This window comes from Nocardia brasiliensis, assembly GCF_011801125.1.
Classification (GTDB): Bacteria; Actinomycetota; Actinomycetes; order Mycobacteriales; family Mycobacteriaceae; genus Nocardia; species Nocardia brasiliensis_C.
The window spans coordinates 3,932,062-3,945,052 of the sequence record NZ_CP046171.1 but is presented as its reverse complement, the minus strand read 5'-3'; the positions used below and the strand labels follow the sequence as shown (position 1 = coordinate 3,945,052).

Annotated in this window: 14 protein-coding genes; 8 read left to right on the top strand and 6 right to left on the bottom strand. The window is 69.0% G+C overall.

Annotated features, from left to right (window positions below):
• Positions 1-35: 35 nt before the first annotated feature.
• Positions 36-632, top strand: a complete 597-nt coding sequence (locus F5X71_RS17795) for a Uma2 family endonuclease (protein ID WP_167463039.1) — start codon at positions 36-38, stop codon at positions 630-632.
• 5 nt (positions 633-637) lie between these two features.
• Here the strand turns inward: F5X71_RS17795 and dinB are convergent, their stop codons facing one another.
• Positions 638-1,870, bottom strand: coding sequence for a DNA polymerase IV (gene dinB / locus F5X71_RS17790; RefSeq protein ID WP_167463038.1), 1,233 nt, complete (start codon positions 1,868-1,870; stop codon positions 638-640).
• Between the two features lie 141 nt (positions 1,871-2,011).
• On the opposite strand from dinB, the gene F5X71_RS17785 reads away from it, so the two are divergent.
• The 4 genes from F5X71_RS17785 to F5X71_RS17770 are packed head-to-tail and all read left to right on the top strand — an operon-like array spanning position 2,012 to position 5,893.
• On the top strand, positions 2,012-2,416 hold the full coding sequence (locus F5X71_RS17785; RefSeq protein WP_275106789.1) for a BlaI/MecI/CopY family transcriptional regulator: 405 nt from the start codon (positions 2,012-2,014) through the stop codon (positions 2,414-2,416).
• Positions 2,413-3,363, top strand: a complete 951-nt coding sequence (locus F5X71_RS17780) for a M56 family metallopeptidase (protein ID WP_167463037.1) — start codon at positions 2,413-2,415, stop codon at positions 3,361-3,363. Before F5X71_RS17785 ends, F5X71_RS17780 begins: the two co-directional genes overlap by 4 nt.
• A gap of 16 nt (positions 3,364-3,379) precedes the next feature.
• Entirely contained in the window at positions 3,380-4,486 is a 1,107-nt protein-coding gene (locus F5X71_RS17775) for a winged helix DNA-binding domain-containing protein (protein ID WP_167463036.1), read from the top strand.
• 3 nt (positions 4,487-4,489) lie between these two features.
• Positions 4,490-5,893: an MFS transporter gene (locus F5X71_RS17770; protein ID WP_167463035.1), complete on the top strand. Its 1,404-nt coding sequence runs from the start codon at positions 4,490-4,492 to the stop codon at positions 5,891-5,893.
• Here the strand turns inward: F5X71_RS17770 and F5X71_RS17765 are convergent.
• The 5 genes from F5X71_RS17765 to F5X71_RS17750 form a co-directional block, all read right to left on the bottom strand.
• Positions 5,867-6,355 (bottom strand): hypothetical protein, encoded by a 489-nt coding sequence (locus F5X71_RS17765; RefSeq protein ID WP_203218317.1) that lies wholly within the window; start codon positions 6,353-6,355, stop codon positions 5,867-5,869. The genes F5X71_RS17770 and F5X71_RS17765 overlap by 27 nt on opposite strands.
• Before the next feature lie 11 nt (positions 6,356-6,366).
• Positions 6,367-7,578 carry a hypothetical protein gene (locus F5X71_RS17760; protein ID WP_167463033.1) on the bottom strand — a complete coding sequence of 404 codons (1,212 nt, stop codon included), beginning with the start codon at positions 7,576-7,578 and terminating at the stop codon, positions 6,367-6,369.
• Between the two features lie 49 nt (positions 7,579-7,627).
• On the bottom strand, positions 7,628-7,762 hold the full coding sequence (locus F5X71_RS37470; RefSeq protein WP_275106788.1) for a hypothetical protein: 135 nt from the start codon (positions 7,760-7,762) through the stop codon (positions 7,628-7,630).
• Positions 7,763-7,886: 124 nt separating this feature from the next.
• Positions 7,887-8,756, bottom strand: coding sequence for a helix-turn-helix domain-containing protein (locus F5X71_RS17755; protein ID WP_167463032.1), 870 nt, complete (start codon positions 8,754-8,756; stop codon positions 7,887-7,889).
• Positions 8,757-8,886: 130 nt separating this feature from the next.
• A complete protein-coding gene (locus tag F5X71_RS17750) occupies positions 8,887-9,693 on the bottom strand; it encodes an SDR family oxidoreductase (RefSeq protein ID WP_167463031.1) in 807 nt (268 codons plus the stop codon).
• Between the two features lie 190 nt (positions 9,694-9,883).
• On the opposite strand from F5X71_RS17750, the gene F5X71_RS17745 reads away from it, so the two are divergent.
• The 3 genes from F5X71_RS17745 (at position 9,884) to F5X71_RS17735 (ending at position 12,971) form a co-directional block, all read left to right on the top strand.
• Positions 9,884-10,288, top strand: a complete 405-nt coding sequence (locus F5X71_RS17745) for an NUDIX hydrolase (protein WP_167463030.1) — start codon at positions 9,884-9,886, stop codon at positions 10,286-10,288.
• A 301-nt stretch (positions 10,289-10,589) separates the two neighbouring features.
• Positions 10,590-11,654, top strand: a complete 1,065-nt coding sequence (locus tag F5X71_RS17740) for a fatty acid desaturase family protein (protein WP_167463029.1) — start codon at positions 10,590-10,592, stop codon at positions 11,652-11,654.
• A gap of 219 nt (positions 11,655-11,873) precedes the next feature.
• Positions 11,874-12,971 (top strand): MBL fold metallo-hydrolase, encoded by a 1,098-nt coding sequence (locus F5X71_RS17735; RefSeq protein WP_167463028.1) that lies wholly within the window; start codon positions 11,874-11,876, stop codon positions 12,969-12,971.
• Positions 12,972-12,991: the final 20 nt, after the last annotated feature.

Below are 12,991 nucleotides of genomic sequence, written 5' to 3'. Positions count from 1 at the left end.
ATCGACCGATAGCCCTACTCCGAGCGAGGCAGTCAGTGAGCGTTCTTCCGGTATGGGCCGACGATCCGGGCGCCTTGGAAATGACCGAGGCCGACTACGACGTGCTGCCGGACGAGCTGCGCAAACTCATCGAGGTCATCGACGGCAACATCATTCGTTGTCAGAGCGGCTCTCCTGAGCACAGTGACGTCGCTCGCCGGTTGGCCAACCATCTGGAAGCGGTGAAACCGCAGGACCCGTGCACGCGAGTGTCGACCGATGTCGACGTTCGCTTCACCCGGCGGCAGAATCGCGACGGCGCGTTCTCGTTTCGTCGACCAGACGTCACCGTCTATCGGTGTGTCGAGCGCGGAACGAAGCTGACCACCGGCGATGCCCTGCTGGTCGTCGAGGTGGTGTCGCCCGGTTCCGGCTACACCGACACCGTCGACAAACTGGCGGAATACGCCTACGAGGGCATTCCCGTCTACCTCGTCGTCCATCTGGATGCGAGTTTGTACGTGAAGATGATTCAGGAGTATCGCCTCGACTGGGCGACCCGGGTGTACCGCCTGGTCGACACCCACCAGGAGGCCGTGACGCTGGAAAGCCCGTTCCCGGCGACGATCTTGTTCGGGGAGCTCGACGGGTAACGGGGTCAGTCGGGTAGGAGCGGGACGGAGAGGCCTTCGCCGCGGGTGAGCAGGGCGGCGCGGGTGATCGCGGTGGAGCCGAAGCGGTGGCGCAGGCTGTCCAGGGTGGCGTCGAGGGTGTTGCCGGGGCGATGGTCGAAGGGGAGGGGAAGTTGATAGGGGTCGGCGTGCTCGAGGTTGGTGAAGGCCAGGCCGATCAGGGTGAGGCCGCGCTCCTCGATCATCGGGGTGGCCGCCGCGAGCAGCGTGCGGGCCGCGCCGAGCAGGGTCTCGGTGTGATCGGTGGCCTCGGCGAGGGTGTGCGAGCGGGTGGCGCGGGCGAAATCGTCGAAGCGCAGGCGCAGCACCACGGTTCGCGCGATGCGCTCGGCCGCGCGCAACCGCCGCCCGAGCCGGTCGGTGAGACCGTGTAGGTAGGCCTCGATCTCATCGGGCGGATGCGGGACGCGTCCGAGGGCGCGTTGCGCGCCGATCGAGCGACGGCGCACGCCCGTCTCGACCCGGCGCGGATCCCGAGCCCACGCCAACGCGTAGAGATGTCGCGCCGCGCCGGGACCGAGGATGGCGCGCAACGGACTCTCCCCGAGCTCGGCGAGCTGGCCGACCCGGGTGATGCCGTGTTCATGCAAGGCACGCGCGGTGACATCGCCGACGCCCCACAGCCTTTCGACCGGCAGCGGATGCAAGAAGTCGAGTTCGCCGTCCGGCGCGACGACGCGCAGCCCGTCCGGTTTGGCGACCGCACTGGCGACCTTGGCCAGGAACTTGGTGCGCGCGATGCCGACCGAGATCGGCAGGCCGACCTGTGCGCGCACCCGCGCGCGTAACCGCTCGGCGATGTCGACGGGCGCACCCGCGATGCGCCGCAGTCCGCCCACGTCGAGGAACGCCTCGTCGATGGAAATGCCCTCGACCACCGGGGTGGTGTCGTGGAAGACCTCGAACACGGCTTTGCTCGCCTCGGCGTAGGCCGACATGCGCGGCGGCACCACGATGGCGTGCGGGCACAGCCGCCGCGCCTGCCCGCCGTTCATCGGCGTGCGCACCCCGAACGCTTTCGCCTCGTAGCTCGCCGCGAGTACGACCCCGCCGCCGACGATCACCGGCTTGCCGCGCAGGCGCGGGTTGTCGCGCTGTTCGACCGAGGCATAGAAGGAGTCGAGGTCGGCGTGCAGGATCGACGCGTCGGCGCGCGCGGCGATCCGCGAACGGGAGGCGGGCGCGTCGGACACGAACATATGTTCGCATAGACCGCCGACGACCGGAACCCCGTGCGTGGCCACCAACCCGGTGAATCTACGATTCAACTACGTAGTAATCCGCAGGAACCGGTATTCTGGCCCGACAGCAGGGCACTTTTGGATGAGGGAGTCGGTACAGTGCGCGGATTTGGAGACCTGGAGGCGGTGATCATGGACCGCATCTGGGATCGGGACGCGGAGGACACCACGGTTCGCGAGATATTCGACGAACTGGCCGCACAGCGCGACATCGCGTACACCACCGTCATGTCCACGATGGACAACCTGCATCGCAAGGGCTGGCTCGCGCGCGAGCGCTCCGGTAAGGCCTACAAGTACTGGCCCACCCTGACCCGCGAGGAACACAGCGCCAGGCTGATGCTGGAGGCGCTCGGCTCGGGCGGGCGCTCCGATCTGGTGCTGAGTCATTTCGTCGACCGGATCACCGCCGAGGAATCGGCGGGCCTGCGTGCCGCGCTACGCAGGCTCACCGCCCGCAAGACCCCGGACGCACCGCCGGGCGCCGAAGGCGCCGCCCCATGACCCTGGCCGTAGCTCTGATGCTCTACGGCATCGTGGTGGCCGTGCTCGGCCCGCCGGTGCTGACCCGGTTGACCCGGCGTGGCAACGCACCGCGCCTTGGCATCGTCGCGTGGGTCGTGGCGATCACCGGCACGCTCGGCGCGTGGGCCGCGGCGGCGACCATGCTCACGGTCGAGTTCGCCACCTACTGGGGACATCCGCACGAAGCGTTGCGTGCCTGCTTCGCGATCATGTGGACCCCGTTGCACGAGGACGGCAGCGGCGCCACCAAGGCCGCGACCTTCGCGGTCGGCGCGCTGGTCGCCGCGTGCACGATCGCGGTGGTGGCGCGGGCGGTGTCGGTGGTCAAGGACATGCGCAGGCGCACCAGGGCGCACGCGAAGGCGTTGCGACTGGTCGGGCGCCAGGTGCCCGGCATCGACGCGCTGGTGCTGGATTCGCCGCAGCGCCAAGCCTATTGCGTGCCGGGCAAGCCGGACACCATCGTCGTCACCAGCGGCGCGCTCGACGCGCTGACCCCCGACCAGCTCGACGCGGTTCTCGCGCACGAGCAAGCACACCTGGCGGGCAGGCACGCACCGTTGACCGCGGTGCTGCGCGGCATCGCGACCACCCTGCCCGGTCTGCGCCTGGTCACCATGGGCGCGACCGAGATCGGCCGTCTGCTCGAGATGTGCGCCGACGACAAGGCGGCGGGCAAATACGGTTCCGAGCCGTTGCTCGGCGGCCTGCTCGCGATCCTCGGTGTCACCGAACCGGTTCCGTCGGGTGCGCTGGCCGCGGCGGGCACGGCCGTGCTGGTTCGCGCCGAACGACTGCTCGACCCGGTGAGCGCGATCCGGCGGGCGACCACCCGCACCGCGCTGCTCGGCGTGATCGCCGCCACGGTCACCGGTTTCGGCGTGGTGGCCGCTACCGTGGCATTCTGTAGTACCTTTCTTGGCTGAGTTTTTTAGGAGACCCGTGCGACTCACGTGGGATCAGGTTTTCGCGTGGCGGTTGCGGCGGCAGTACGTGTCCGCGCCCGCCGACTCTGTGCCCGAGATCGTCGCGCGGCTGGCGGGGGTGCAGGCCCAGGTCACCTCGTCGGCGGAGTTGGCGGTCGCATTGCGCGCCGCGACACCCGAGCCGGATGCGCTGGTGCGCGCGTTGGCGGAAGGCACCCTGGTCAAGACGTGGGCGATGCGCGGCACACTGCACGCGTTGACCCCGGCGACGGCCGCGGCCGGTCTCGCGCTGATCGCCTCGGCCCGCACCTGGGAGAAGCCGGCCTGGGAGCGTAACTTCGGTGCGTCGCCCGCCCAGGTCGCGGCCTTGACCGAACAGGTACGCCGGGTGCTGGACGGTAAGACACTCACCCGGGAGGAACTGGTCGCCGCGATCGTCGCCGAACCGGGCTTCGCGGACCTCGGTGAACAGTTGCGTTCCGGCTGGGGCGCGCTACTCAAACCGCTTGCCTGGCAGGGCGCGATCTGTCACGGACCGGCGCAGGGCAACAAGATCACCTTCGCCGATCCGGCCCAGATCATCAAGGACTGGCCCGGCCTGCCCGAGCCGGATGTCGCGGCCCCGCAGGCGATCACGGCCTACCTCGGCGCCTACGGGCCGGCCACGCCGGAGGCGTTCGACGCGTGGCTCAGCCGCGGCAGCCTACGCAAAACCGTCCTGCGCCGGTGGTTCTCGGAGCTGGGCGCGGCCATCACCGAGGTCGAGGTGGAGGGCAGGCGCGGCTACGTGCGCAGCGTGGACGCCGACGAACTCGCCGACACGCGCCCGAGCGGCTCGGTGCACCTGCTCGGCGGTTTCGATCAGTACGTGCTCGGGCCGGGCACCGGTGACACCGTGCTGCTGCCGGGCGATCATCGCGCGAAGGTGAGCCGCACGGCGGGCTGGATCTCGCCGATCGTCGTTGTGGGCGGGCGCATCACCGGGACCTGGGAATGGGTCGAGGACACCGCGGTGATCTCGATGTTCGACGGCGCACCCTTGCCGAAGCGGGGACTCGACGCGGCGGTGGCGCGGTTGGCCCTCGCACTGGGCCGCGACACGGTGCCGGTACGTGCCGGGTAAGTGATGAGCGGGCACGGGGGTGCGCTGACCGAAGCACGCGTATTGCGTACGCCGGGCATCGCTTTGGTGCTGTCCTGCGCGTTCGTGCCGATGATGGACACGTTCCTCGCGGGTGTCGCGTTGCCGGGTATCCGGCGCGATTTCGGGCTCGCCGAGGGCTCGGCGCTGTTGAGTCTGGTGCTGGTCGGTTATCTGGCCGGGTTCGGGTCGCTGCTGATCGTCGGCGGCCGGGTCGGTGACCGGTTCGGGCGGCGGCGGGTGCTGTGGTCGGCGACCGTGGGATTCCTGCTCGCCTCGGCGCTGTGCGGGGCCGCGCCGAGTTTCGGTGTGCTCGTGGGTGGGCGCGTCGTGCAGGGGATCACGGCCGGGTTCGTGCTGCCGCAGGTGCTCGGTCTGGTCACCGCGCACGCCGGGGATCGCCGGGAACGGGCGATCAGCTGGTATTCCTCGATGAGCGGGGTTTCGGCGCTGGTCGGCTTGATCGGCGGGAGCGCGCTGCTCGACCTGGTGGGCGGCAGCGGGGCGTGGCGGTGGTTGTTCCTGATCAATATTCCGCTGGGGCTGGTCGCGGTGCTCCTGTTGCCGCGCATGGTGCCCGACACCGCGCCGAACATCGAACAGCGCGTCGACGGGCGCGGCGGTGCGCTGTTGTCGTTGACGGTGCTGTCGTTCCTGCTCACCGCGGCGTTGTCGACCACGCTGGGCCCACGCACCGTGGCGCTCGCAGTGGTGACGGCGGCGTTGGGCGTCGCGTGGCTGGCGCACCAGCGTGGCAATGCCGGCGCGGGCAAGCCGGTTCTGGTGCCCGCGGGACTGTTCGGCAGTGCCGAGTTGCGGTGGGCGCTGGTCTTGATGCTGCCGTTCTTCGCCGGCGCGGGTGGGTTCCTCTACGCGCTGCCTCAAACCTTGCAGGAGGGTCTCGGACACGCGCCGCTGATCGCGGGACTGTTGACCGCGCCGATGGCGTTGGGCTTCCTGGTGTCCTCGTTCACGGTGCCGCGGCTGCGCGCGCGCCTCGGTGTCGGCGCGATCGCGTTGGGCGCGACGGTGCAGGGCCTTGGCCTGGCCGCGATGGCGGTGGGGGTCGGCGTGCCGAGCACGCCGCCGATCTGTGTGGCGATGCTGGTCATCGGCACCGGGCAGGGCATAACGCTCGGCACCATGAACGCCCACCTGCTCTCGCTCGTGCCCGCCGAGCTGGCAGGCATGGGCGGCGGCGTGCTGCTCACCGCGCAGCAGGTCTCGATCGCCACGGGCGCCGCGGTGCTGGGCTCGGTGTTCGGTGTGGTGGTGCGGTCCTCGGGTCAGCAGAGCGCGATGGTCACGGTGCTGCTGGTGCAGCTCGTGCTGGCGGCGCTGGTGATCGCCGCCGCGTTGCGGTCAGCGCGGCGCGGCGGCGGGCGCTAGCGCCGAAATGTCGGCGAGGCTGTAGCCCAGCTCCTCGTGCAGGAAGCGCACCATCGTCCACCAGCGCCCGCCATCGGCGTCGAAACCGCCGAATTGCCCGCAGTACAGCGGAATCCAGCGCAGGAACTGCTCGATCATCACCTCGCGGGAGGGCTGGCGCTGCCCGTAGTCGCCGTAGGAGATCGAGCGGTGGTGGATGAAATAGCCGCCGGGCAGCCGATTCTCGCACAGTTCGAGGTATTCGCGGGTCTGCAGGATGAGGTAGTGCCACACCTCGTCGATCGCCTGCTCGACCGGCAGGAACAGACCGCTGAGCTGCTCGCGGTGCGCGGAGACCAGCGTCAGGTAGCGCACGGCCTCGCGGACCTGGATCCGCGCGGTGGGTTCGTCGACCTGGTTGTGTTCGCGGGTGTAGTCGACCGTCTCCTGATAGAGGTCGCCGAGGATTTCCTGCTCGGTCATCGCCTGCTCCTTCATCGGACCAGCCAGGCGTACTTGCCGGACTTACCGATCGGAATGTGGGTTCGGTGTGCGACCGTGACCGGCATACCGGTCAATGTCGTTGTCGCTGCGGCCAGTTCGGCTTCGAGTGCGGGTTCCAGTGCGGCACCGTCGAAGGTGGTGTAGGTCAGTTCGGCGCGCGGGACCGACAACTGGTAGACGAACACGCGCGGGCTGACCGCGGCGACGACGTCGTCGAGTTCGGCCTGGGAGGTGATCGCGGTGTCGGTGTAGAGCAGTTCCTTCTCGCGTCCGCAGAACCGCGCGATGCGCGCCGGGTCGGGCGATCCGTCGGTGGTGTGCACGCAGTCGCCGGTGTTGTAGCGCAGCAGCGGCATGAACGGGTTGCGGATGCTCGACACGACCAGGCTGTGGATGCCGCGCGTGCCGGGAATCGGCTGTAGCTCGACCTCCATGTCGACCAGGTGCGGATGGTAGCGGCCCTGGGTGTCGCCGTAGTAGAGGTAGCCGAGTTCGGTGCTGCCGAACAGCTCCACGACCGGGCAGTCGAGGCGTTCGGTGAGGAATCGGCGCACGTTGCGCGGGGTGAACTCGTAGCCGTGGATCGCGCTGACCGGACGTGGAAAGCGGGCACCGGCGGCCAGCAGCAGATGCGCGGCATGATAGGAGGAGCAGTCGAGATGGTAACGGCCGCCGCCGATTTCGGTTCGCACGGCGTCGATTTCGGCGAGCATGCGCGCCAGCGCCGCAGCGGACCAGGTCGCGGGGTCGAGTTCCTGGTTGACGTAGACGGTGCGTTCGTCGAGCCAGCGCCGCGCCAGGTCCTGCGGCGCACCGCCTTCGGCCTCGTTGACCCGCGCGACATGCTCGGTTGCCAGCCGGGTGGTGAGCGAGACCCGGGGCACGCCCGCGGCGAAGGTCTCGCCGATCTCGGGATGAGAGCGCCACACCGCGTAGTAGGTCTTCAGCAGGAACAGCGGCGGGCGGATGAGCGGCATCCTGGCGTGATTGGTGCCGGTCGACCAGACATACTGGGCGGCGCCGTTTTTCAGCGCGGCATCGACCCGCGGCGTGCGGAACGAATCCGGGAACGATTCGGCGAGTTCGGCTTTGGTGATGATCGGAAAGGCGTTGGCCGCCGCGGATTCCCGATAGAACGGGATGTCGCGGGCCGCGTCGACGAACGCGCTCGGCAGGGGGCGGGTAAGTGCGGTATCGGTCATAGGGATCCTGGCGGACGGGGCCGAGCCCGGCTCGGCCCCGGGGCCGCGACTAGGAGATGCAGCCCGTCTTGCAAATACAACCCGCCTTGGAGATGCACCCGTCCTTGGCTCCGGAGTCGGAGTTGACGGCCACCCACTTCTCCCAGTTGGCATCCTGTGCGAGGGTCTTGATCAGATCGTTCATTGGAGCACCCTTCGATCGATGTAATCTTCCTGCCAGCTCATGGTAAAGCAGAAGTAAAGACTGCGCCCGGGGTGCGACGGCCGTCACATTCGCCGAGTTCGGTGCTCGATTCCGGTGCGGGAGTTCAGGGATGTGTCGGTTGGGTGGCCGCCCACGACGCCAGCAGCGCGAGGTTGTCAGCGGTCGGCGTGCCCGCGGGGGCGGTGTAGACGGTGAGGTACAGGCCGGGTTCGGCGGGCAGTTCCAGGGACTCGACGTCCAAGTCGAGCCGGCCGACGATCGGATGGTGCAGCCGCTTGCGTCCGGATCGGTGCAGCCGCACATCCTGAGACGCCCACCGCTGCCGGAACAGCTCGCTGCACGTCGACAGTTCGCCGACCAGGGCGATCAGCTCCTCGTCGTGCGGATCGCGGCCGGCTTCCATGCGTAGCTTCGCGGCCACGTCACCGGCGACCCGGTCGTAGTCGACAAAGAAATCTCTGGCCGCCTCGGGAGTCAGATAGACGAACCGCGCAGTGTTCGCCGGCCGTCGCGGGTCAGCCAGCAACGGTGAATACAGCGCGCGGGCAAGGTGGTTCGTGGCGAGCACGTCATAGCGACCGTTGCAGATCCAGGCGGGCGCGTCGGCGATGGCGTCGAGCACCTGCTGCAGCGTAGAGCGCACCGCAACGGCAGGCCTGCGCCGGCGCAGGCCGCCGGGTGCCGTGGATCGGCGCGCGAGGTGGAACAGGTGGTCGCGCTCGGCCTCGTCGAGTTGCAAGGCGGCGGCCAACGCGGCGAGCACGCCATCGGAGGCACCGGCGAGGCTGCCGCGCTCCATGCGCACGTAGTAGTCGACCGAGACGCCCGCCAAGAGCGCCACTTCCTCGCGACGCAGACCTTTGGCCCGACGGTTACCGCCGTAAGCGGGCAGGCCCGCCTGCTCGGGTGCGATGCGGGCACGACGCGAGCTGAGAAACTCCCGGATATCGGTGCGTAGATCCCTCGTGGCCATCCCCCCACGGTATGCGCGTTCCGCAGGCCCAGGGAGGTACTGCGAGTACCCCGACGGCTATGCGGGAGAACCCGCTTTGGAGGTGTTCGCCGAGGACACGTCAGCTGCCCGCAAAGCCTCGCGCGGCCATCTAGGGGGTACCCGTCGCGGTCGTCGCGATGCCGCCGTCGACCGGGATGATGGCGCCCGTGAGGTAGGCCCCGGCTCGGCTGGCGAGAAATACGGCGACACCGGCCATGTCGTCGGCACGGCCGAGCCGGCGCAGCGGGGCCGCCGCCGCGATCGTGTCGCCGATCGCATCGAGCGCGGGCGCCATCATCTGCGACGGGAACACTCCCGGGGCGACCGCGTTCACCGTGACGTGCTGTGGGCCCAGTTCTCTGGCGAGCACCCTGGTGAGTTGGTGGAGTGCGGCTTTGCTGCCGGCGTAGGAGTAATTGGGTGACTCGGCGACATGGATGGCGGCGATACTGCCGATGTTGATGATCCGCGCGGGATCATCGGCGGCGCCCGCCTTGCGCAGTGCGGGCAGCAGCGCCTGCACCAGCCAGAACGGCGACTTGAGGTTGAGGTCGAGCACCGCGTCCCAGGCCTCGTCCGGGAACGTCGCCAGCGGCTCGCGCCACATCGCGCCCGCGTTGTTGACGAGGATGTCCAGGCGTTCGGAGTCGGCCTCGACAAGGTCGGCGAGGCGCAGGCACTCGTCGTGCCTGGACAGGTCGGCGGGGATCGCTCGAACGTCACCGAATTCGGACAGTAGACGCTGTGCCTGCGCGCACGTATCTGCTGTGCGCGCGCTGATGACGACTCGGGCGCCCGCCTGCAGGAGGCCGCGCGCGATCATCAGCCCGATACCCCTGGTGCCGCCGGTAACGAGGGCGTGCTTTCCGCTCAGATCGAAAAGTTCTGTGTGCGTGGTGAATTGGTTGTCCGACATTGGTCTCGGGTCCCTTCTGTCATGGAAGAATGTGCCGACCCGGCCCAGATGCTGGGAGCCGACTCGAACACGGTGACAGGCGTTTCGGGCGTCCGGGAGATCCTGGTGGTACGGGTACTGTCGGAGCCCCCTTCCCTCCGCCTACCGAGTCGGTGCGGTGCGGGTGGCGGCTGGTGGTTAGGGTGCGTGGGTGACGGACGGGCGGCTGATCGACACGGTGGCGTGGGTGCGGATCGAGGACGGGCGGATCCTGTGCGCCCGGCCACGCGGCAAGGACGTCTTCTACATCCCGGGCGGCAAACGCGAATCCGGGGAGTCGGATCTGCAGACGCTGCTGCGTGAGATCGAAGAGGAACTCACGGTGGCGTTGCTGCCGGAGACGGTCGCGCACGTCGGCACCTACGAAGCGGTGCATGGACCCGAGACGGGCCTGGTCGTCCGGATGAGCTGCTACACCGCCGACTATCGCGGCACCCTGGCGGTCAGCAGCGAGATCGAGGAGATGGCGTGGTTCGGTTACGCCGACCGCGCGCTGGTGCCGCCCGTCGACCAGATGCTGTTCGACGATCTGGTCGAGGCCGGGCACCTGCGCTGAGGAGCGCATACTTTCGTGTCCCGGGCACGTGTGTCGCTCGACGGACACATGCGCGGGACATCAGCAACGCACGGCAGCGCTGGATGCCGGTGTGGCGCGCGACCGCTGCGAGATCCGATCGTGGTCGAAGCCGATGTGCGTGAACAGCATTCGTGGCGCTCTGTTCTTGCGGGGCGGAGTGAAGCCGCGCTGCGGCACCGCGTTCGAGTGCGGGCCGCGCCGGATCTCACTCCGCGGTCCGATTCCGTGTCATACCAAGGGATTACAGGCGACGACAATCTCGCCGATAGCGTCGGTCGGCATGACGACAGCTGCCCTTACACCCGAATCGAGACCACGTCGCGGCGCCGACGGCGACTATGCCCGGCTGCTGCGCCGGATCACCGAGGCGGGGTTGATGAACCGGCGTCCCGGCTACTACGCGGTCCGGTTCGGCCTGGTGGGCGGCGCGTTCGTGGGCGGGTGGACGGCGTTCGCGCTCGTCGGCGACTCGTGGTGGACGGTGCTGGTCGCGGCGTTTCTCGCGGTGACGTTCGCCCAGGTCGCGCTGCTCATGCACGATGTGGCGCACCGTCAGGTCTTTCGGTTGCGCCGCCCGACCGAGCTGGTGGGACGGATCGTCGGCAATGCCGGTATCGGTTTGGGTTACGGCTGGTGGCAGGACAAGCACACGCGTCATCACGCCAACCCGAACCACGAGGACCTCGACCCCGACGTGGTGCCCGACATCCTGGTCTGGTCCCAGCGGCAGGCCCGAGCCAGCCGCGGCCTGCCCCGGCTCATCGGGCGTGCGCAGGCCTACCTGTTCTTTCCGATGCTGCTGCTGGAAGGGTTGAACCTGCACGTGGCCGGGGTGCGGGCGTTGCAGAACCGGTCGCTGAAACATCGTGGGCTCGAGGGCGCGCTGCTGTTGGGTCATTTCGCCGCGTACGCGATCGCCCTGGGCACGGTGTTGCCCGCGGACAAGGCGCTCGTGTTCTTCGCGGTGCACCAGGGACTTTTCGGCCTCTACATGGGTTGCATCTTCGCCCCGAACCACAAGGGCATGCCGACGCTCACCGGTGACGACCGCCCCGACTACCTGCGCCGTCAGGTGCTGACCTCGCGCAATGTGCGCGGCGGTGTGTGCACCGACCTGGCTCTCGGTGGGCTCAACTATCAGATCGAACACCATCTGTTCCCGAGCATGCCGACGCCGCACCTGCGTCGCGCCCAGGTGATCGTGCGCGACTACTGCGCCGAGATCGCCGTGCCCTACCACGAAACCGGCCTGATCCGCTCCTACCGCGAAGCACTCACCCACCTGCACCACGTCGGAGCGCCCTTGCGCAAGCCGGGTTCTGAAGCGTCACAAGAAGATCGGTGAGTTCTCGGGGTGGCATCGCACGCTCCGGGACTCGGGCCTCGCGCCGCCGGTTCCGGGACCGGCGGTCGGCACATCAACGCGTTGATCGCGCGTGATGGTTGCGCTCGAACTCTGGGCGTGTGCCTGCCTCGAGCACGTCGGCGGGCCAGTGAGAACCACCTCTGCCCGACGGCGGTGGGAATGGTTGCCGCGGGGCGGGTTCCGTGATGGGGTACTGCGATGTGCAACTTCGCGGGCCGGTTGATCGGGCGACGGACGATGCTGGGCGGTGTGCTCGGCGCGGGCGCGCTGCTGGCGGCGGGCCGGTTGACGGCGTCCGCCGATCCCGGTGCGCCGCGGACGGTATCGGCGCGGCAACGGTTCTTCGGGGTCGAGACGGTGGACGCGCGGACCGGTGCGGTCGCGGCGGATCGGGTGGTGCTGGCGTGGGTGGGCTGCACGACCTACGCACTGGCCATCGGCGGATCGGTGTTCCTGCTCGACGCGTGGGTGCCCCGGCTGACCAGCACCGGATACGTGCCCGCGACCCCGCAGGACCTGGCCGATCTGGCGCCGGAGGCGATCTTCATCGGCCACGGGCATTTCGACCACGCGGGTGACGCGGGACGGATCGCGCAGGCGTGCGGCGCGGTGGTGTACGGCACGGCCGAGCACGGGAGCACCATCCGCGCGCAGGCCCCCGATCCCGGTTTCGAGACGGTCGCGCTGGGTGACGCGCAGTCGCTGCCGGGGGAGCGGCACGATTTCACGGTCGGCGCCGTCGAGGTGACCGCGATCCGGCACCTGCATTCCGCACCGACCGCGCCCGAGCGGCCCGGCGGGTCGGCGCCGTTCTTCCCGCTGCCGGAATTGTGTGCGCTGGTGCAGCATCCACCGACGGTCGCGGGCGTCTTGCAGAACGTGCCGCGGTTGAACGACCCCGAAGGCGGGTCGCTGTTCTATCAATTCCGGGTACCCGGGTTTTCGCTGGCTTGGCACGACTCGACCGGTCCGCTCACCGAGAAAGCGCCGCGCGTGTTCGACGTGTTCGCGAGCCTGCCCCCGACTGACCTGCACATCGGGGCGGTGCAGGGGTTCAACCAGCTCACCAACGGGCTGCGCGACCCGCGCCGCTACATCGAGGCGGTGGCGCCCACGATGTTCGTCCCGTCCCACCACGACAACTGGTTGCCCGGTGTCACCGCGGGCGCCGCCGCCTACGATCCGCCCCTGCTCGGCGAGCTGGCTCGCATCCCGGCCACGGCCCGGCCCGAACTCCGTTCCCTGCACGACCCCGCCGACTACCTCCGCCCCGAACTGCTCACCTTCGCGCTCTAGGACGCGCGTGCCGAATTGGT